Source organism: Streptomyces sp. NBC_01635, assembly GCF_045209715.1.
Taxonomy (GTDB): Bacteria; Actinomycetota; Actinomycetes; order Streptomycetales; family Streptomycetaceae; genus Streptomyces; species Streptomyces hirsutus.
Genome location: NZ_CP109277.1, coordinates 5,846,364 through 5,865,911, shown reverse-complemented (window position 1 = coordinate 5,865,911; position 19,548 = coordinate 5,846,364). Strand labels below are relative to the sequence as shown.

The following is a 19,548-nucleotide window of genomic DNA, read 5'->3' as shown; positions in this document are numbered from 1 at the left end:
TCCGGATCCATCACTGTCCTTCCTCTCAGGAGTCAGCAGTGCGAAGGCGACGGAGACGCGGGGGGCTACTGGTTGCCAGAGCGACTGTTCCGGTTCGATGACGGGATAGAGCAGAGCGACCCCGCGCTCGCCGTCATGCAGCAACTCCCTCGCCACTCGGCCGTAGCCGGGATCACTGATCGCGCCGAGGGCGCCCGGGCGCCCTCGCTAACGCTGGAACTGTGAGATCTCGGGCGCTCCGCTACAAGACCACACGGAAACCCGGCTTGGGCGACATCCCTGGTCAGGGCCTGATGGTCCTGACGAACCGCGAAGTCTCTCGGTGACTGACCATCTCTGCCCATCCGCTTATGACCAGCACGAGCGCCCGGAACCCCAAGCACACCAACCCCCTAACCCGCGACTTCACGATGCACACCGTCTATTGAGTGTCCAGTGCGCCGCCGGGATGGGCACCTGGACCTGTGTCAGTTACCGTCGCCCGTGCCGGAAACCACACCCGAGAGGCTCTCCGCCTCCCCCGAGGTCCGCAACGTGGGAATCGCCGGCACCGGCGAAACCGCCGGAGGCACCTCACTCAACGGTCTCCCGCCGAACGCCTCCCACTGCGGGAGGTAGACCTCGATTCGCCGCAAATGCGCCTCGTCGAGGTCCAGCGAAAGAAGCGGGCCGAGGACCGCTTCAGCGCCCTGGACGGTGAACGTCTCGGCGGTGCCGTCGGTGTGGTGCTCCAGCCACTCAAGTGACCAGTCCACAACCCGACCCGTCTCGGTCGCCGAGAGATCCTCCATCATGAGCAGGGACCTGAGGAGCAAGTGAGACTGCCAGTCCGGCATGTGACGCTCCAGCCACGCGAACGACCATGAGATCGCCTTCGTACGTTGCGCCAGTGTGATGTCAGTACGCGCCAGGCGGGGCTCAAGCACGAAGCTCACGTCGAGCGCGGTGGGGTCCGCCGACATCCGGGTGGTCACCAGAGATTCAACCGTTGCGGCCTGGTCGGCTGGCAGGTCCGAGCGCTCGGCGAGGACGCCCAGCATTTGCCAGGTGTCTGCCAGCTTCTGCTGGGATATCCACCGTAACCCACAGTCGACCAGCCTCCTGGTCTGGGCCTCACTCAGGTTCGTGGGACCGAACAACGACCGCAGTGTTTGGGGCGACTGCGGTGAATGGCTATGGCTTTCTAGCCAGGCGATACCCGTGTTCACCAATTCGTCGCGGATGGCCGCCCCGATCCGGTGGTGTTCGGCGAGCGCGGTCATGACGCGCCGCGCCGCACGGCTGTTCCTGTGATCTCTCAGCCAGCCCATCGCCTCCGAAAGCGTCCACTCCCACTCATCGTCCGTCAGATCGTTCCTGACGAGCAAGGGCTTGAGGACGAACCCCGCCTCCGACATCGAACGGTAACGGGTGAGCCACGTTCGGGCGAACGCGACAGTGTCACGCACCCGCTCCTCCACGAGCCCGGAGTACTCCAGCAGTTTCTCCAGAAGGAAATACGCTTTGGGCCCTGTTCCCCGGTCCCGCAGCCAGCCGATGGTCAGAAGGGCTGCGGCATCGAACTGGTCGTCATCCAAACCGGCGTGGGAAAGGAGCGATTGCAGCAGATACCGACTACGGGCATGACCCTCATGTCTCACGAGCCACTGCAGGCTGTACGCCACCACGTCGCCGAGGTGCCTGTCCGTCATCTCGGGCGCCCTGAGCAGCGACTGGATCAAGCGCGTGGCGGTGACATCCGCCCAGTGCGCCTCCAGCCAGGCAAGGGCCGAGGCGACGGCTCTACCGGTGAGTTCCCCCACCGGCTCGGAATGCTGCAGCATGGGGTGGTCCAGCACGTCGATCAGCAAAGGGAGCGCCTCCGCATGCATGGCGTTTCCCTCAAGCCACTCCACCCCGGAGACCAGCTGCCGCAACTCTTCTTCGTCCGTGCGCGCCGTGCGTTCCCGGAACAACCTCCGGAATTTCTGGGCCCCCATCCAGGTGCCGGTGTTCCGCTGCTCCAACATCTCGGAGAACCTGGTGGCCCGGGCACGCTGCTCGGAGGAGAGTTCGGGCCGCCCCAGCAGCTCCGGAAGGAGGCGATGGGTCCCAGCCTCGGGGCACTTCCGCTCAAGCCACCTCAGGGCCTCCCGCACGCCGGTCGCGGCCTCGTCCGCCGTGAGGTCGTCGCGCGTGAGCAGCGCACCGAGGAGGTAGCCTGCGCTCTTCTCTTCCCGGTAGCTTCCAAGCCATTGGGCCGTCAGGAAGACGGTGGACCGCACACGGGCGGACGGGAGATCGCCACGGAGAAGAAGTGACTGCAAGACGTGATCCGCCGTGCCCAGGGAACCGTGTACGCGCAGCCAGGACATCGCCGAGACAACCGCTTGGTCCGCCTGCTCGTCGGTGAGGTCCGGCCGGGCCAGCAGGGCAGGTAAGACAAAGCTGGCGTCCGTGGACTCCCCATACCGCGACAACCAGTCGTTGGCGAATGTGATGACGCGGCGGATCTCGTAGGCGGGTATGGCTTCACGCTTGAGCAGGTGCTGCAGTACGAACCCCGCTGTCTTCTCGCGTCCGTGGAGTTCCAGCCAGGACATCGCCTGTCCTACGGCCAGTCGAGCCTGCTCGTCGGTGAGGCCACGACGGGTAAGCATCTTGGACAAGGTGAAGCTGGCGGCAACCTGGGTCGCGTGGGCATCCAGCCATAGGCTGGCATGTCCCGTCACGAGCTCTCGTTCCTCGGGAGTGAGGCCGTCGCACTCGAGCATCCGGCCGATCAGGAAGTCGGCATCCTTCTCCGAGGCATGGACCTCCAGCCACAGTCCTGCGGACCTGACCACGAGCTCTCGTTCCTCGGGGGCAAGGTCGTCGCGGTCGAGCAATCGGCCGATCAGGAAGTCGGCATCCTTCTCCGAGGCGTGAGCCCTCAACCACCCGACCGCGTAGGAGACAGCCTGCTGGATCTGCGGCCTGCCCGCTCTCTGCATGTCCAACACTGGCCGCAGGACCCAGTTGGCTCGCCGGGTGTCCCCGTGGTGTTCCAGCCATCTGAGCGCCAGCAGGGCAGCGTAACGGAATTCCTCGCGTGGAAGGTTGGCGTAGTTCAGTAGCACGGTCAAGACCTTCGACGAGTGCTCAAGGGTGATGTTGTGGCCCACCCAGATGTAGGTCCCCGCGATCGCGCGGCGCACTTCGGCCTCGGTCAGGTCTGCCCGGCCCAGGAGGGATTGGAGAACCACTCCGGTCTGCCGTGCGGCCATTGAAGCTTCGCACCACCGCATGGCCGCCGAGACAGCTTTCCTCAACTGGTGGGGCGTGAGGTCACTGCGGGCGAGCAGGGCGCTCAGGACGAAGTGGGCTCCTGGGGAGTCGCGGTGGAGATTCAGCCAGCCGACCGCGTTCTCGAGGGACGGGCTCAGCTCGGCCGGGAGTTCCGTCCTACTGAGAAGCGGACCCAGGACGTAACTGGCTTCCTGCCGCCAGCCGTACTTCTCAAGCCAGAGCAGTGCCGCCGGGACGAGCTGAGCCGCGCTGTCGGCAGGAAGCCGCGACAGGCCGCTGTGAAGCAGGTGACGGGCAACGACCTGGTCGCCGTACTTCTCCAGCCAGGGACCGGCGATGTGCTGCCAGTCCCGTACAGCGGCCTGCGACCAGGGCGGCCCGTAGACGAGCGCCCCGAGGGCGTAGCTGCCCGCGTCCGCGTCACGACGCATGACGTCGCCGATGGTGGAGGAGTTGTCCGCAAACCAGCGGTCGAGCAGCTCCGACACGGAGTCCCGTGGCTGAACCGCCAGGTCGTTCATCAACCGGGCGAGGTTCGTCGCGTAGCGCCCGAGCGTCCGGGGGCCGATGAGAGAGCCGCTTAACAGCGACAAGGTGCTCTGCCGGTCCGGGCGGCGGGAACCGGGTGGGAGGATCACAGACTCCATGAGGTGGTCACAGACGATGTCGTGGGCGGTGGCCAGCATGTCGCCCGGACCTTCGCGCTGCAGCCAGCCCAGGTCGAGCAGGGTTTCCACCACCTCCTCCGCCTCCGGCGTGTCCTCGGACTCCCGAGGCAGCGCCGCCTTGGCGGTCGCGACCACCTCGGCGTACTCCTGCGGACAGGCGGCCGCTGCGGCCGCGGCGGCCACCAGCAGCTCGGAGGCCGAGACCCGTTGGAAGGCAGTCCCCCCATGGCGGGTCTCCTCGCGCCGCATGACGGCGAGATCGTCCTCCTCCAGTCGGCTCCTGAGCCAGGAGGACAGCTCGCCACTCGCCCTCAGACCGGACAGGTCCCGCAGGCTGCCGGCCGCGACTCGCCGCTCCACCTCACGGGCGACCAGCAGCGCGATGATGGGCCGGTGGCCGCAGATCTCCCACATCCGGTCCATGCCGAACCGGTCGATAGCCGTGGGCGCCATCCTGGCCAGCGCCTGCTCCGCCACCTGCCGCTGGAATTCCTCGTCCTGCCGCAGATCGACCTCGTCGAAGAGCTCGTACAGGTGGATCTCGTTCGTTTTGCGCAACCACCCAGGACGTGCTGTGGCGAGGAAGGCGACCTTAATCTCCTTGCGACGTGCCTCCGGCAGGAGCTGATGGCGGAGTGTGGTCAGGTCGAGCCGCGGATTGTCGTCGTTCTTCCTAAAGTAGTGGTTGAGGTAGTCCAAGACCACCAGGACAGGAGTGTCCCTCGCCAACACCTGGTGGATGATCTCTGTGGTGACGTCCTCCTTCCCGCTGGGACGCAGATGCAGCACACGCCACCCCTCGTCCAGCGCCAGCCGCCCTACCTCCAGGACCGTACGGGTCTTACCGGTGCCGGCCGCACCGATGAGCAGCACATTCCGGTCGTCCGCCTCGCGAAGGCGGCGGAACAATTGGGACCGCTCGGTCTCGTGGTCCTGCCCTGGGGACACGTAGGGAAGGCATTCGGGGGTGAGATTCCGCTCGAATCCACCGAGTCCCCTGACGTAACGCTCCTGGGCGATCACCGAGGGCAGTGGGTCGGGACCGAGTGGCGGCGGCTCATGGATCCCGCCCGCCGACGCGGTGGCAGGCTTCTCGCCGGTATAGGCCCGGTTGCGGGCGAGCGGGATCTGCTCGCCCTCGCCGCGGCAGGCGATGCGGGGCTCCGGTACCGCCTTACCGGCCTCCACCCGGCCCTTCAGCTGTTTTTTGAGGACCTTCAGGACATCACCGGTCAGGAGGTACCTCTGTTCCTCGCCCCTGCGCCCCTTGTTGTCCAGAGGCCCCGTGATGCCCTCTTGGAGCACGGACACCAGCGCGAGGGTGAACACGCTGCCGTTCGGGAGGCAGATCGACTCCTCGGTCTCAGCGGCCGAGGTGAGAACGCAGGCACCGTCGATGGCAAAAGTCTCGTCCTCCTGCGCAGGAGCCGCACCGCCCATCCGTACGGCGAGCCCGCTGTGGCAGCAGTCGATGATGACGACCTTGTGCCGTGCCTGAGAGGCCTCGACGTTCGCCTTCAGCTCTTTGTACTCGATCGAGTGATAGGCATGCCGATGGCTGGACTTCTTCGTGGCAAGGAGCAGGTCCTGCCCGTCCCGGGAGTAGTGACCGTGCCCGGCGAAGTAGATGAGAAGCAGGTCGGATGCCTCATCGGCGGCGGCGCAGACGGCCTCGAAAAAATCGTTCCGCGTGCTGTCGGCAGAGAGGACGTTGCAGTCCCCCCTGCCGAGCGCTTCCAGTTCGGGATCGGTCAGCTGGTCGAGCAGTGCAGGAATGTTCTTGGCGACGCCTTCGAGCTTGGGAAGCGTCTCGTAGTCGTGGATGCCTAAGAAGACTGCCCGGGACCGCGGGACCGACCGGTCGGTCATGATTGGGCGGCGTCGTCGTTCGCGTCCCCGGTCTCCAGGCGGCGCAGCAGATCCGCCAGCTGCTCCGGATCGAGATGGCTGATGTCGACCGTCGTGCCCCCGAAGGTCAGCGTGCGCGCGCCCCGGATCCGGCCGCCAGCGCGTGCGAGCCGCCAGCCGGCGTAGCCCACGGCGAAGTTCGCGATGTCGCCGGCGGATCCAAGAACGATTTCCAAAGCGTCGAGCGCGCCCATGGTGGGGCCTGGCATGGAGACGGGTGTCACGGGCAGCGTCCGCGCCTTCGGATCACGAGCCAGCCAGCCCTGAAGCTCCGTCAAAGCCAGCTTCTCGCCATCACTTTCGATGCGAACGCGCATCATGGCCCCCTCGTTCTTGTGTGAACAGACGTCGATATTAGGGGACCGACCAGCCAGCACTTGACCGAAAGCGCGGGACTGCCGCACGGACAGGTGACATCACCCACGCCGCCCTCGCCTTCGACAACGCCTGGAAGTGATCACCACTGAGAAGAACTCGGTGACCTCACTAGCCGGCCGCGCACGGAAGAACTCGTTCCGCTGAGCACGGTAGTGTCCTCGCGCTACCGCCAGCCGTCCAGGGAGACGTCCGCACCCTTGGTCAGGTAGTGGCGAAGAGCGTCGGCGGTTGTGTCGACGAAGGCTTCGGGGACAGCGTCGGCGTCAATCCAGCGAACCTGGGAGTGCTTTCGGGGTTCGCGGTTTTCGGGTTCGCCGGTCCAGTCGTGGGCGGCGAAGACGACGGTGAGGAAGCCGTTGGGGGCTTCGACGCCCCAAGCGCCGTGGATGATGTGGGCGACCTTGAGACACTCGGGCTTCACGGTGAGGCCCGTCTCCTCGTAGAGCTCGCGCACCGCGGTCTCCGTGATGGGCTCGCCCGGTTCGCTCTTGCCGACGGGCAGGTCCCACATCCCCTGGGCGAACTTCGCGTTCTCGCTGCGCTGGAGGAGGACGACGCGGTTGGTGGCCTTGTCGTGGACGATGACGGCCGCGACCAGCAGGGTCATCGATTCGAGCGCCGGCTTGAGGGCCTTCGGCTGGTCGTCGGTCTGCTGGGCCACGGGGTTCCCTTCGTCGGACGGGTTGTCGGGCATATTAGGCGAGGGCCTCGCGGGCGCGGCGGGCGAGATCGGCGGCACCGGGTACCCTGCGCCGCTGGTAGACCGCGAGGGTAGAGCGGATTGAGCTGATCGCCTTGCGGGTGCGGTCGGAGGTCATGCCCTCCATGAGGACCAGGGCCTGGGTCCAGGCTGCGACGGCCTCATCGGCACGGGCCTGGGCGGCGAGGCTGTCGCCGAGGTCTGCGTGGGTGAGGGCATGGACGCGCTTGTACTTCTTGGGGTCCCAGCGGGTGAGGGCGTCTCGGTGCTGCTGTTCGGTGCCGATGTGGTCGGCGAGGTCGGTCAAGGTACGGGCGGTGTGGCTGGCCACGGTGCCAGCGGCGGGGCCGCTGACGCGGGAGTAACTGGGCTGGGGGCCGTCGTCTCGGAGGAGGGCATCTTCGGCAGAAAGTAGGGCGCGCGCGGCCAGGGAGTTCTCGTCGGTGGCGGCGTAGGCGCGGGCGTGGGTGATGTGGAGGAGAGCCTCGGTCTGGCCGTCGACGTGGCCGAGGCCGCGTCGCAGGGCGCCTTCGACGAGGTCGACGCAGTGGTGGGGCTGTTTGAGGCTCAGGGCCTGGTGGGCGAGGGCGCGCATCATCCAGGCGGCGTGGCCGTGGGGGTCTGCTTCGCAGGCCAGCTTGTAGCCGACCTGGTAGTAGCGCTGGGCGGCGCCTTCCTGGCCGAGGTCGTGGTGTTTCCAGCCTGCGAGGTAGGCGAGTTCGGCGACGGCGCCGAAGGCGGCCCGGCGTAAGGCTTGGCTGGGGAAGCGTCCGCGCAGCATGGGGGCGGCGGTGTCGGCGAGGTAGGCGGTGACGGTGGTCAGGCCGTGCCCGCCGCCGAGGCGCTCGTCAGCGACGCTGAAGGCCGTGGTGATCTGGCGTACGACGTCCACGTCCTCCGCGCCGACGGGGGACGTGCCGATGCGGGCACGGAGCATGCGGGCGGTGGCCTCGTGGTCGTAGCCGAGCGGCATGGCGACGCCGGCTGTGGTGAAGGCCGCGATGGCGAGGAAGCGGCGGCGCTCGACGTCGGCCCGGCCCAGGTCGGTAGCCGCGAGGACGGGGTCGGATTCCGCCGACTCTTCGTCGTCACCGGCCTGGAGGCCGATCTCGGTCTGGGTGACCGTGCGCCCCGCTCGGCGGGACAGCGCCTCGGCCAGGTACTGACCTACCCGGCCCGAAGGGGCACGGGTGCCGTTCACCCAGTGCGAGATGGCCGACTTGTTGGTCTGGAGGATCTCGCCGTTCTCGGCGGCGATACGCCGCACGTCCCGGGCGAGGGCCTCGTAGGTGCAGTCGGCCGCGTCGATGACGTCGCGCAGACGGGAGTTGGGGTCTCTCTGCGCCGCCACGATCGCCTCCACTCCGGAGCTGTAAACCGCGTATACCGCTTCAACTGCCTTCCACCGTACCCACTGAGCGTGACCAACGGTTCACTTATCAGCAGCCGCCCGGAACGGCACAACCGTGATCCAGGCTCCCCCTTGGTCCGGGCGGCACCCCGAAGTTCCGTACGCCCACACCAGGCTCGGGCATTCCTGTGCCCGAACCTGGCCGATCAGAGACGGAGACACAGTGACCACCATCGACACCACGGCCATCACGGTCGAGCTGCCCGAGGCGTTCGACCCGCGCTGGAGCCGCCTGCCCGGCATCCAGGTCGACGGCCGGCGCATCACGATCGACCCGGCCGAGTACTTCTTCCGCTTCGAGTCGAACACCTGGCTCGTCGCCGACTGGGAGCTGGTCAAGTCCCAGCTCCTGGAAGTGGACGAGACGACCGAGAGTGCGGTCGAGCAGCTCGCGCTCAACTTCATCAAGCACCACGGTGAGTCGACCCCCGACGCGGCCCGCGTCCTGGCCATCGCGTACGAGGTGTACGCCTACCTCTTCCGCGACGAGCACCTGACCGGCCTCGGCCTGCCGCAGATCACCGCCGAGCACCTGCGCATGCTCCGCGAGGCGGCCACGCTCATGGCGCTCAACAAGGTCGAGCTGGACGGGCACATCGCCAACGTCGGCCCGTGCTGGTTCTTCCCCGCCGCCACCTCCGTCGTCTTCGACCTGGACGACGAGACGGGCGGCATGCTCGACGAGGTCTACCACGGCGGCTGGTTCAACGAGCACCGCCGGATCGAGTCCATCAAGGCCCACGCTGCCCTCGGTGGCCGGCTCGTGCACGGCTGCCAGTCCGTGCCGGACCAGTCCGGCGGCGTGGTCGCACCCTACGGTGCCTCGATGGCGAACTTCCGTGACGACCTCGCCGCGTTCAAGGCGGGCTGGATCGAGCAGGTCTACGCCCAGCGCGTGAACCCTGCCGCGTAACCCACACGATCAGGCTCCGGGGCGGGCCGGCATCCCTCGCCCGCCCCGGACGCCACCATCCCCCGGAGCCCTCACATGACCACGAACCCCAGCGCCGAACTCCTCGACAACCTGCTCACCGCGACCGGCCAGACCACCGCCGTACGGGAGGAGGTACGCGTGTGGTCCATGTCCGGAGTCGAGCGCGTGACCTTCCCCGATGGTGCCACGGCCATCTTCAAGTACGCCAAGAAGCCGTTCGACAGCGAGGACCAGGCCCTCCGCCTGGCCCACACTCTCGGCGTACCCGTCCCCCAGGTCCACGCCTCCGCCGTCCTGGACGGCTGGCTCGGCATGCTCATGGAGGACCTCGGACCGTCTGTCCGCGAGGCCGACGACCTCGATGGCGTCGCCGCGACCGTGGTTCTGCACGGCACCCGTACAGCTCCTCCCTTGCCCGTCCTCGACCAGGACCGGCTGCGGACGCTGCCGACCCGGGCGCTGGAGCACCTCGGCCGACTGCGCAAGGCCGACCGGTGGCAGGACGCCGACGACGTCGAGGACGCGCTCGACCGGATCGCCCAGGCCGCCGAGGCACGCTCGGCCGGAGCAACGCTGGAACCGTTCGGCTGGGTGCACTCCGAGTTCCACCCCACCAGCCTCCACATCGGGGAACGCGGCTGGAGGCTGCTCGACTTCGCCCGTGCTTTCACCGGCCCCGGCTTGCTCGACCTCGCCAGCTGGCACGGCACCATCGAATCCCCGCACCCCGTACGCCTGCGCGTCTTCCTGGAGCAGTACGTCACCGCCGGCGGTACCCCCGACGCTCTCGCCCCGCGCGGCGGGCTCACTGCCGAAAACTGGGCCCTCGGCTGGCACCGCATGTGGGCCGTCGAGTGGTTCATGGAGCAGTCCATCCGCTGGATCAACGACCCGGCCACCGACCCCGCCTACATCAAGGCCGTCCGCCGTCACCTCGCCAACGTCTTCCGCCTCCTGGAGATCTGACGTGCTCGCCCAGGCATCCCCCTGGCACGCCCACGCCCTCCAGCGCACCGCCGCCGGACTCGCCGAACCCCTTTCCGTACCCACCCGGATGGAATGGACCACGAGACCCGGCCAAGGGCCCGGAGCCGACGTCCTCGGCCCCGACCTGAGCGGCAAGCGACTCCTGGAACTCGGCTGCGGCCCCGGCCACAACGCCGCCCACCTCGCAACCCTTCCCCAAGCTCTCGGCTCCGCTCGAGCAGGGGAGGCCCCTATCGGCGCCCACGTCACCGGCGTCGACCTGGTCGGCCTCCAGGTCCGCCGCGCCCGCTCCCACTACGGGCGACTGAACAACCTCACCTTCGTGGCTGGCCACGCTCTGCACTACCTGCAAGCCTCCGACGAGCAGTTCGACGCGATCTACTCCGTCTTCGGAGCCATCGGCCTTGTCGCCCCCGAGCTCCTGCTGCCGGCCATCGCCCAGCGACTTACGCCCGGCCGGGTGCTCGCCTTCTCCGTTCCGCACCCGCAGCGTGGTGGCCGAAGCCCTTCGGGTGACGATCAGCCCCGCCGCGACTTCGTCACCCTTCCCGACCGCACCCGGCTCCCCATTGCCCGCTGGGAGTTCTCCACGGACCGGTGGGAGAAGCGCCTCAGCCAGGCGGGTTTTTGGCTCACTTCGGCCCAGGAGTTCCACGGCCCCCGCATGGGCCACTGGCCCACCACCCTGCTGATCCGCGCCCGCAAGCTCTGACCAGCCATTCGCCCCGGATTCCCCTGGAGGAACGATGCGCCCGCCCTACCTGCTCCTCGACATCGATGGCGTCCTCATACCTTTCCCCGACGCGGACGGCTCGACCCCGGCCACCCACGCCCGCCACGACGTCGTCCCCACCGGCCGGAGCGCCGACAACCCGGTCACCGTCTGGCTCAACCCGGACCACGGCCCCATGCTCATGGACGTGATCCGTGCCGACTTGGTCGCCCCCGTCTGGTGCACCAGTTGGCGGCAGGATGCCACTGCCCTGATCGGACCGCTCCTCGGCCTCCCGTCTCTGCCGCACGTCGACCTCCCGCGTCCGCAGATCACCACCAGCCACCCCAACGGCTACCTATGGAAACGTGACCACGTCGACGCATGGCTGGGCGACGCCCCCGTTGTGTGGATCGACGACGACTTCACCGGCCTCGACCACGCCTGGGCGGCGGAGCGCACCGCCAGGGGAACACCGACCCTCATCGTGCAGCCCAACCCGCACCTCGGGCTGCAGCCCGAGCACCTGACCGAGCTCACGACATGGGCATCTCAGTTACCCACAGCCCGCGCCGTCTGACGACTGATGCCCGCGCTGCCACCAGCAGCGAGGGCATCAGAGTGTTGCTCGAGCGTGAGCCGTCTGCGGTCTGTGGCACGTATCGGCGCCGCTGGTGTCGGAGTCGGCTGGAACACTGCGGCCGTGATCAACGAGATGACCCCAGACCTTCCTGATGCTCCCGCTGGCTCCCTGCCACACAGAGCACAGGCAGAGCTCGCCGGCACCGCCTGGGAGGAGCTGCCGCACGTCTGTACGGGCCGGCACGGTGTGCCTGACACACCGGACATCCTCGGCGCTGTGCTCGCCGCCGACCCGACCCGCCGAGTACGGGCGGTGGGCGATCTGTATCGGCTGCTCCTCAATCAGGAGCAGGTGTTTCCGGCGACCACTCCGGCGGCCTTGGTCCTGGCCTGTCTTCTCGACGATCCGCGCACCCTCGCCGAAGACCGGTGGGAGCGCAGGGCCGGTCGGCGGCCGCTGCGCGCCGAACTGCTGAACTGGCTGGCTTCGTTCGCCGACATCGCCCGCCTGGACGTCGAGGACGGCGTCGGCACGGCGCAGGATCTGGCCGCGGCCCGTGCGGCACGGCCAGCGCTCCACGACCGCATCACTGACTTCTGCGACGACGACGATCCACTGGTGAGGGAGGCCGCGCTCGCGGCCACCGCCCTGCTCCAGGCCGACCCCGCCCTCGCCTCGTCCGTACCCCGGTACGCGCCCGCCGTTCGCGAGGTCCTGGCCGTGAGCGCGGACTCGTACTACCGGTGGATCGCCCGGGAACGGCTGGCTGCCTGGGGGGAGGATGTCACCGGTCTCGTCCCTGAGGAGGAGCGCCGCGCAGCCCTGGACCGGGCAGGCGAGTTGGCGGAGGACCCGTTCGGGGAGGAGCAGGAGCAGGCGATCCGCTGGCTGGAAGAGCAACCCAAGGACACCGCGGCTCCGGAACGACTGGGCCGCCGTCGTGAGGACCGGACCGGGCCCAGACCGGCTGCCCCGCACAAACCTGCACCCGAGCCGCCCGTGGCCGCCCCAGGAAGCGAGGCGGGGCACCGCGGCCCGTGGCGGATCGCTCGGGAGGAGGAGCGCGCCGAGTGGACGTTCACGCCGTACGTAGGAGTCGGCCCCCTGCACTTCGGGATGACCTTGGAGGAGATCATCCGCGTTCTCGGTGAAGGACCGGCCGTCTCGTCCTACTCCCACCACGGCGAAGACCAGCAGCTCAACTACACCGACTTCATTGAGAGCGGGATCAGGGCCCTCTTCCACGACGGACGCCTGGGGTGCGTCGCCGCAGACGCCCTCACCGGCCCCCAGGTGAGACTGGACGCAGCCCCGCTGACCGGCTGCGCGCCTTCCCAGGTAGAGGACTGGCTCGTCCACCGCACAACACGGCCCGGCAGCCTGGCGTACAGCGTCGCCGGCGATCCGGTCTTCGCCGACCTCGGCCTGGCGATCCGCTCCCAGCGGGCCGGCGACGTCGTCCTGACCCGCCCCCTCTTCCTGCTCCACGACTGGCTCGACCTGTGGCACGCGCTGCCCAGCGAGGAGTGGAACTGCTCCTAAAGCGTGGCTCGCCGGTCGGCCTCACCTGAGTACGAGGCCGACCGAAGCGACATCTCGTCCACTCGAGCGATATCGGGGGCGTAGACCACCGGCCGGGCGGGGAATCAACGTGGTCAGTGGTGTCGACTGCGCTCTTCGAGCCTCGTGGCCACTGGTGTGACCGGAGGATGTGGCGTGGCGGACATGGCCGAGGTGCCGCTGATGGTGCTTTGCCTGCGAGCTGCTTGCGCCCGCAGGTTCGGCTGAGCGGTGACGCGCCAGTTGAGGACCTCGGCGGGGTGCTCGGCGCTGTCGAGGTCCCTCTGGGCGCCCACTTCGGCCAAGAGCCGTCGGGGGTTGTGGCCAGCGGTCTCGGCCTGGGCGAGGGTGGTGGTCAAGACGGTCCAAGTGGGGTCGGCGAGGATCCGGTCGGCGTGGTCGGGGAGGACCGCGCGAACGTCCTGCTCGAACCGGCTGGCGGTTCCGGCTCGTGGTGCGCGGCGGGCCAAGTCCGCCAGGACGGGTGCGGCGGCCTGCTGGTAGCCCGCCTGGAGGTGGCGGAAGGCGTCTTCGGCCGCAGCGGCCTGCTGTTCGTGGCCGCGCTGTTCGTGCCACTTGGCGGCGGCGCGGGCCAGGTGCACGGTGGCGAAGAGCAGGGCGATGGCGAGTCCGCCGGGCTCACTGGAGGCGTAGGCGAGTTCCTTGGCGGCCTTGCGCAGGGCGGTGGCGGCCTGGTGGTCGGCGCGGGTGGCGGAGCGGCGGGCGCGGTTGAACGCCATCGCCGCCGTTCGTAGTTCCGACTGGTGAGGGCCGGTCGTGGCGCTGGCGATGTTGTACAGGGCGTCGCCGAAGGCGGCCAGGTGGCCCTGAGCGGCGGCATCGTCATCGGAGTCGAGTACGGTGCGTGCCGCGTGTATGGCGGTGGTGGTGTGTCGCCATGGGCCGGCGGGGTCCGCCACGTACCGGGGGCGGTCGGCCATCTCCTGGTCGGGGAGGCGTTCGCGTAGGCGGTTGATGGAGAGGTCGGGGGCGAGTTTCGAGCCTCCGTACCAGACGGGCTCGCCGGCCGCGTTGGTGTCGCCGGGGGCGGCGAGGCTGTAGCCGATCACGTCGCCGGTCTCGGGGCCGATGCGGGTTTTGACCTTGATGCCGAGGGACTGCAGCACGGTGAAGTAGTCAGCTTCGTTGCCTACGGCGGCGGCGACCGCGTACGCCTGCTCGCGCAGCCAGTGCCGTGCTGTGACCGTCTGGCCCTGGCGCTCCGCCTTGGCGCGTTCGGCGCCGGTGGGAGTGCGGGGCGCGGTGAGGTCGCCGGACTTCAGGCGGCGCAGGCCGAACTCGGCCTCGATCTTGCGGCACTCCGCCTGGGCCCGCTGTCCGTCGCGGCGGGTGCGCGGGCGGCGCCCGTCGGCGCGGACGGTGGTGGCCATGATGTGGATGTGGTCGTCGGCGTGGCGCACGGCGATCCACCGGCATGCCTTGTCGTCACCTTCGGGGGCGATGCCGGTGGCGTGCACGATGCGGCGGGCTACCTCGGCCCACTCGGCGTCGGTGAGGTAGCGGTCGCCGGGCGCGGTACGGACCGGGCAGTGCCAGACCTGCTGCGGCGGCTTCTTGCCGCCCAGCTCGCGGGTGCGCAGGTCGACATGGTGGTCGAGGCGCTTGGCGAGCTGGGAGTAGGTGGCTGCCAGGTCGCGGCCGGGGTCAGGGGCGCCGGCCATGTCCCAGGCGGCGACGATGTGAGGGTCGGTGTGTTCGTCGCGGCGGCCGGGGCCGAAGAGGTAGACGATCAGTCCACGGGTGTCGGAGCCGGTGGAGACGTCAGGAACCATGCGCGGTGCCTTCCGTCAGGAGCTGGTCGATCAGTCGGTAGCTGCTCTCGGCTACTTGCTCAACGCGGTCCAGCACCGCCTCGGCACGCTCGGGCACTGTTCCTCGGTGGATGGCTACGGTGATCTGGTTGAGGTTGCCGCCGATGCGGTTCAGCGCGACCGTGTGTGCCTCGACGGCCTCGATCAGCGGGCGGACCGGGTCGTCCTCCGGGCTGCCGACCAGCCCCGCCTTGCCTAGCGCGACGGCGAGGGCGGCGTCGCCGACGAATCCGGCGAACTTCTGGCCGCGCTGGTGAGCGGCGGCGCTGATCACGCTCACAGCAGTCCGCGTGAAGCGGATGGTCTTCTCCTGATCGCGCTTCTCCACCGTGCGCTTGCGGTTCATCAGCGCGGGCAGAACGGGGGCGTCGAGATCCCGCCAGGAGGGCTGCTCGGCGGGCGGCGGGATATCGGTCGGCGGCTGAGTGCTCGGGGCGACGGAGTCGGCTGCGGGCTGAGAGCTGGTCTCGGCTGCACCCTTCTCCGGCTCGGGCGCCCCCTGGCGCTCGGCCTTCTCCTCCGCCACCCCTGGGGCGGGGGCAAGCGCGGACGAAGCCTCGTTAGAGGCTCGTTCGCTCCAGCTTGCTGCTGATCGGCGGGTCAGGCCGAAGAATCCTTTGAGGCGGCGGGTGGGGGCGCTGTCGGTGCTCGTTTCGGGCATGGTGGTGCTCCGGTAGTCGTGTGGGGTGGGGCTTCGTCACGTCCGTTGCACCCGTCCCGTAGCTGGTCAGGGTAGGTACGGAGGCGGTCTCAGGTACGGAGTGATCCGTATCGGCGAGGAACTCCGTCCCCGCGCTGACCTGCGCGGGGACGGATGCGACGGATGGATACGGAGCTGGTGTCAGCGAGTGGGCCTGGGGCCGGCAGGCCCGCCGGGCGGGCCGATGGGCAGCGTCCCCGACGGAGGAGCCGGTGGCTTGCCCTGGGCTCGACGTGCGACCACGGTCTCGCTGGCTGCGCGGGTCGGCTGGGCAGGGTCGGGGCAGTAGCGGGCCCAGGCGTCGAGGAACTGGTTACGGGCGTACGCCTTGGCCTGCCTGCCGTTCTCAAAGCGGTGGTTGGCCGGGCTGATGCCGAAGTCGCGCAGCAGGTTGGCCAGGTGGTAGGCGTTCAGGCCCTTCGTCCCGTACTCGGCCCACGGCGCTTCGGCGTCCTGGATGAGGGCGGCGAGCAAGTCGTGGCTGCGCAGCGCCTCCTTGTCGCCCTGGTGCTCGAAGACTCGGCGGATGTCCCGGAGCAACCGGGTCTTCAGCGTCGTCTGCTCGTCCTGGACCACTTCGTTCCGGGTCATCGCCAGGCAGGCGGCACGGGCCTGGGCGGGCCAGTGGCCGCCAGCCAGGTCGGCGACGATGACCAGAGGCTCCCAGGTGTCTGCGGCCCGGTCTTCGACCGGCATCGGTGGCACCAGCCGGTGCGCTGTCCCGCGCAGTGGGGTCAGCCATGCGGTCAGCCGGTCGCGCAGCGCGTTCAGTTCCGGGACGGAGTGCCGGGAGCGGAAGGGAGCGACCTTCTCGCCGGGCTTGCGCTTCTGCATGCGGAGCACGACCGCGCGGTCCATGATCGTGTCCGGCAGGTCGCCGATGCCTGCCAGCGCGGCCATCGCGAAGGTCGGGAACGCGGTCGGCTTGTGCTCCGGGCCGGATATCCGCCAGGCGGGGCGGTTGCGCTGGTGTCCGGCATTCAGCAGGCCACGCAGGTCCTCCTTGTCGCCCGCCTTCGGGCCGAAGATGGTGTCTGCCTCGTCCACCAGCAGCGTCGGCGGGTCCTCGCCAATGATCCGGAAGACCACCGCCGGCGAGGTGTTCACCGTCATCATCGGCCGGCACACGGTCTCGTGGAGCACGTCCAAGACCCGGGACTTGCCGCACCCCTTGGTCGGCCCCACCACCGCCAGGCGCGGCGCGTGCTGGAGTGCGGGCTGGATATGGGAGGCCGCCACCCACAGGGTGACCGCGGTCAGGGCCTCCTCGCTCGGCAGCACCACGTAGCGGCCGAGCGCGGCGCGCAGGTCGTCCAGCAGCGCGGCTCCCTCGTCGGCCGTCTCGCCGCTCGCACCGGCACGGTCCCCGGTCCCCGATCCGCCGTCGGGGACCACGGTCCCCGCAGATGCGTGGGGACCGTGGCTCTCACCATCGGCTCGGGGCGCGCCGCGCTCGCCCGGGATTCGGGGACCAGGTTCGGGGACCGGCGGACCGGAAGTCTCTGTCTGGTCCCCGGCGTCCGGTTCGGCGGGACCGGTCCCCAGGGCACTGACCTGCGCATGCTCCGCACTGGAGGTGCTTCGGTCCCCGACCGGAACACCCGCCGAAGCATCGTCGGTGGAGCGTGCAACAGGGGACCGTGACTCCGTTCGGTCCCCATCACGCCACGGGATGCCCTGGCCGGGGACCGCAGCGGCAGGCCAGACGACCTTGTGGGATGTGTTCGAGGTGGCGGGGGACGTAGAGTCCTCCATAGACGTTCCTCTCAGATGAGGGACGGGACGGGCAAGGTCCCGCCCCTCACCGGTTCGTTCGTTCAGGGATGGGCGACGTGCAGGGGAATCTCCGGCCCTCGGCGTTGGCGCGCCGGGGGCCGTTGCTGTGTCTGGGCCTGTCGGTGGCTCACGAGGCCAGGCCCCATTCCTCCTGGCCTGCGATCAGCGTGCGCTCGTAGCGCAGCAGCTCGGCCTCGGGGTAGAGCACCCGCTTGCCGACCTTGATGCCGCGCGGCCCCTTCTTGATGTGGCGCCAGTAGCGGACGGTGCTCTCGGCTGTGCGGTAGCGCTCAGCAACCTCGGCGGTGGTCAGGTATCGCATGCATTCCCATTCGGCTAGGCGGTGATTCGATCCGCATAGAGCTGTACCCCAGGATCGCCGGTTACCCAAATCGGGAAGCTCATGTTTCAATTGGGATAGCGATGGTGGCGATGGAGGTTCGATGGCAGGCGACAGGCCCGAGGGCGGCGAGGTGCCGCTGCTCTACAGCGAGGGAAACGTGGCCGCGCGCGTGGCGCTGGAGCGCGAGGTCAGAGGGTGGAGCACGACCGAGCTGGCCGAGCGGGTGACCAGAGCCGGCATCAAGATGAACCAGACAGCGGTCTGGCGCATCGAGAACGGCACCCCTCGCCGACGCATCAACCTCGACGAGGCCCTCGCCTTCTCCCGCGTCTTCGAGCTCCCCCTCGAAGAACTGATGTCCCCGCCCCTGGAGGGGCTCGACATCAACAGCCGGCGCCTCGTCCAAGAGGCCGTCGAAGCGTTCTACGAGGCCCGAGACGCGCGCGACCGCCTCCACCACGCCGTGGTCGCCATCGCTGACCACATCAAGGCCCATCCCGACAGCTCGCGGGCGATCCACGAGCAGTGCCTCCGCCTCATGGGCGACGAGCGGGACGCTCGCACCCTCAGCAGCGACATCGAGGACGGCGGCCACTACTGACAACCGACACGAAGGAGAGGCCACTTGGCCAACATCCAGAAGCGCCCCAACGGCAAATGGCGGGCCCGCTACCGCGACCTCGACGGCAAGGAGCACGCCCGCCACTTCGACCGCAAGATCGACGCCCAACGGTGGATCGACGAGGTCACGGCCAGCCTGGTCACCGGTCAGTACGTCGACCCGCGGTCGGCGAAGAAGCCCTTCAAGGAGTACGCGGAGGAATGGCGGGCCATCCAGCCCCACCGGCCTTCCACGGCCAAGGCCGTGGCCCAGCACCTGCGCTGCTACGTCTACCCGGCCTGGGAGAAGCGAGCACTCGGCGCCATCAAGCCTGGCGACGTACAGAGCTGGGTCACCAGCCTGACCACCACGCACGGGCTGGCCGCCAGTACCTCACGGACGGTCTTCAACACGGTCAACGCCGTCTTCCGGGCGGCCGTCCGTGACCGGATGATCCCTCACAACCCGTGCGCCGAGGCGAAGCTGCCCTCGGTACCGCGGAAGAAGATCGTGCCACTGGCCGTCGAGCAGGTGCGGACGCTGTCCGAGGAGATACCCGCCCGATACAAGGGCCTCGTGCTGCTCGGCGCGGCCACCGGGCTCCGCCCCGGCGAGCTCTTCGGTCTCCAGCTCCGGCACGTGGACCTGCTGCACGCGACCGTCTCGGTCGAGCAGCAGATCCAGCAGACCGCCAAGCACGGCGTGTACGTCTGCCCGCCCAAGACCGCTCGCTCGCATCGCACGGTCCCGCTCCCCCGCATGGCGGTGGATGCGATGAAGGCCCACCTGCGGGACTTCCCCGCCGATGGGCCCGAGAGCTGGATCTTCACGGCTCCGCAAGGCGGGCCCGTGGTCTACACGCACTTCATGGACGGCTCCTGGCGGCCCGCCTGCGCGAACGCCGACATACCGAAGGGCACCGGACCCCACGCCCTCCGGCATCACTACGCCAGCCTGCTGATCAAGCACGGCGAGTCCGTGAAGACGGTCTCCGAGCGCCTCGGCCACACCAACGCGGCCATGACGCTGAACATCTACACCCACCTGTGGCCCGACTCCGAGGAGCGGACCCGGGCCGCCGTCGACAAGGCGTACGCGGACCAGTCCGCCGATGCCCAGCCGCAGGTCGACGAAGCAGCGTAGCCGCTGCCCCGCGCGCTGACCGAAGTCAGCACGCTGCGGACTCTG

The 19,548-nt window shown here is 68.9% G+C and carries 15 protein-coding genes; 7 read left to right on the top strand and 8 right to left on the bottom strand.

Annotated features, from left to right (window positions below; all coding sequences use genetic code 11):
• Nucleotides 1-467: 467 nt before the first annotated feature.
• The 4 genes from OHB56_RS27365 to OHB56_RS27350 all read right to left on the bottom strand — a co-directional run bounded on the left by OHB56_RS27365 (nt 468) and on the right by OHB56_RS27350 (nt 8,272).
• Nucleotides 468-5,804 carry a caspase, EACC1-associated type gene (locus OHB56_RS27365; RefSeq protein ID WP_406356196.1) on the bottom strand — a complete coding sequence of 1,779 codons (5,337 nt, stop codon included), beginning with the start codon at nt 5,802-5,804 and terminating at the stop codon, nt 468-470.
• Nucleotides 5,801-6,163 (bottom strand): effector-associated constant component EACC1, encoded by a 363-nt coding sequence (locus tag OHB56_RS27360; RefSeq protein ID WP_406356194.1) that lies wholly within the window; start codon nt 6,161-6,163, stop codon nt 5,801-5,803. Before OHB56_RS27360 ends, OHB56_RS27365 begins: the two co-directional genes overlap by 4 nt.
• A gap of 221 nt (nt 6,164-6,384) precedes the next feature.
• The gene (locus tag OHB56_RS27355) at nt 6,385-6,915 is read right to left on the bottom strand and encodes an NUDIX domain-containing protein (protein WP_406356192.1); all 531 of its coding nucleotides are present in this window, start codon (nt 6,913-6,915) and stop codon (nt 6,385-6,387) included.
• 1 nt (nt 6,916) lies between these two features.
• Nucleotides 6,917-8,272, bottom strand: coding sequence for a tetratricopeptide repeat protein (locus OHB56_RS27350; protein WP_406356190.1), 1,356 nt, complete (start codon nt 8,270-8,272; stop codon nt 6,917-6,919).
• A 223-nt stretch (nt 8,273-8,495) separates the two neighbouring features.
• On the opposite strand from OHB56_RS27350, the gene OHB56_RS27345 reads away from it, so the two are divergent.
• From OHB56_RS27345 to OHB56_RS27325, 5 genes are all read left to right on the top strand, one after another.
• Nucleotides 8,496-9,245 carry a hypothetical protein gene (locus OHB56_RS27345; RefSeq protein ID WP_406356188.1) on the top strand — a complete coding sequence of 250 codons (750 nt, stop codon included), beginning with the start codon at nt 8,496-8,498 and terminating at the stop codon, nt 9,243-9,245.
• A 75-nt stretch (nt 9,246-9,320) separates the two neighbouring features.
• Nucleotides 9,321-10,232: a phosphotransferase family protein gene (locus OHB56_RS27340; protein WP_406356186.1), complete on the top strand. Its 912-nt coding sequence runs from the start codon at nt 9,321-9,323 to the stop codon at nt 10,230-10,232.
• 1 nt (nt 10,233) lies between these two features.
• Nucleotides 10,234-10,965, top strand: a complete 732-nt coding sequence (locus OHB56_RS27335; RefSeq protein ID WP_406356184.1) for a class I SAM-dependent methyltransferase — start codon at nt 10,234-10,236, stop codon at nt 10,963-10,965.
• A gap of 34 nt (nt 10,966-10,999) precedes the next feature.
• The gene (locus OHB56_RS27330; protein ID WP_406356182.1) at nt 11,000-11,545 is read left to right on the top strand and encodes an HAD domain-containing protein; all 546 of its coding nucleotides are present in this window, start codon (nt 11,000-11,002) and stop codon (nt 11,543-11,545) included.
• Nucleotides 11,546-11,794: 249 nt separating this feature from the next.
• On the top strand, nt 11,795-13,090 hold the full coding sequence (locus OHB56_RS27325; RefSeq protein WP_406356180.1) for a hypothetical protein: 1,296 nt from the start codon (nt 11,795-11,797) through the stop codon (nt 13,088-13,090).
• Nucleotides 13,091-13,203: 113 nt separating this feature from the next.
• On the opposite strand, the gene OHB56_RS27320 is transcribed toward OHB56_RS27325, so the two are convergent.
• From OHB56_RS27320 to OHB56_RS27305, 4 genes are all read right to left on the bottom strand, one after another.
• Nucleotides 13,204-14,901 (bottom strand): relaxase/mobilization nuclease domain-containing protein, encoded by a 1,698-nt coding sequence (locus OHB56_RS27320; RefSeq protein ID WP_406356178.1) that lies wholly within the window; start codon nt 14,899-14,901, stop codon nt 13,204-13,206.
• Nucleotides 14,891-15,466, bottom strand: coding sequence for a hypothetical protein (locus tag OHB56_RS27315; RefSeq protein WP_406359228.1), 576 nt, complete (start codon nt 15,464-15,466; stop codon nt 14,891-14,893). The genes OHB56_RS27320 and OHB56_RS27315 overlap by 11 nt, the downstream gene beginning before the upstream one ends.
• 315 nt (nt 15,467-15,781) lie before the next feature.
• A complete protein-coding gene (locus OHB56_RS27310; protein WP_406356176.1) occupies nt 15,782-17,035 on the bottom strand; it encodes a DUF3631 domain-containing protein in 1,254 nt (417 codons plus the stop codon).
• 508 nt (nt 17,036-17,543) lie between these two features.
• Nucleotides 17,544-17,738 (bottom strand): helix-turn-helix transcriptional regulator, encoded by a 195-nt coding sequence (locus OHB56_RS27305; protein WP_406356175.1) that lies wholly within the window; start codon nt 17,736-17,738, stop codon nt 17,544-17,546.
• Nucleotides 17,739-17,859: 121 nt separating this feature from the next.
• Between OHB56_RS27305 and OHB56_RS27300 the strand changes: the two genes are divergently transcribed.
• Both OHB56_RS27300 and OHB56_RS27295 read left to right on the top strand, forming a co-directional pair.
• The gene (locus tag OHB56_RS27300; RefSeq protein ID WP_406356173.1) at nt 17,860-18,360 is read left to right on the top strand and encodes a helix-turn-helix transcriptional regulator; all 501 of its coding nucleotides are present in this window, start codon (nt 17,860-17,862) and stop codon (nt 18,358-18,360) included.
• A gap of 24 nt (nt 18,361-18,384) precedes the next feature.
• Nucleotides 18,385-19,503 carry a tyrosine-type recombinase/integrase gene (locus tag OHB56_RS27295; RefSeq protein WP_406356171.1) on the top strand — a complete coding sequence of 373 codons (1,119 nt, stop codon included), beginning with the start codon at nt 18,385-18,387 and terminating at the stop codon, nt 19,501-19,503.
• The last annotated feature ends 45 nt before the right edge of the window (nt 19,504-19,548 follow it).

Excerpts from the sequence above, each read along its gene's own strand:
- OHB56_RS27330 (WP_406356182.1), top strand. The coding sequence starts at position 11,000 with ATGCGCCCGCCCTACCTGCTCCTCGACATCGATGGCGTCCTCATACCT.
- OHB56_RS27300 (WP_406356173.1), top strand. The coding sequence starts at position 17,860 with ATGGCAGGCGACAGGCCCGAGGGCGGCGAGGTGCCGCTGCTCTACAGC.
- OHB56_RS27340 (WP_406356186.1), top strand. The coding sequence starts at position 9,321 with ATGACCACGAACCCCAGCGCCGAACTCCTCGACAACCTGCTCACCGCG.
- OHB56_RS27305 (WP_406356175.1), bottom strand. The coding sequence starts at position 17,738 with ATGCGATACCTGACCACCGCCGAGGTTGCTGAGCGCTACCGCACAGCC.
- OHB56_RS27320 (WP_406356178.1), bottom strand. The coding sequence starts at position 14,901 with ATGGTTCCTGACGTCTCCACCGGCTCCGACACCCGTGGACTGATCGTC.
- OHB56_RS27365 (WP_406356196.1), bottom strand. The coding sequence starts at position 5,804 with ATGACCGACCGGTCGGTCCCGCGGTCCCGGGCAGTCTTCTTAGGCATC.
- OHB56_RS27360 (WP_406356194.1), bottom strand. The coding sequence starts at position 6,163 with ATGATGCGCGTTCGCATCGAAAGTGATGGCGAGAAGCTGGCTTTGACG.
- OHB56_RS27355 (WP_406356192.1), bottom strand. The coding sequence starts at position 6,915 with ATGCCCGACAACCCGTCCGACGAAGGGAACCCCGTGGCCCAGCAGACC.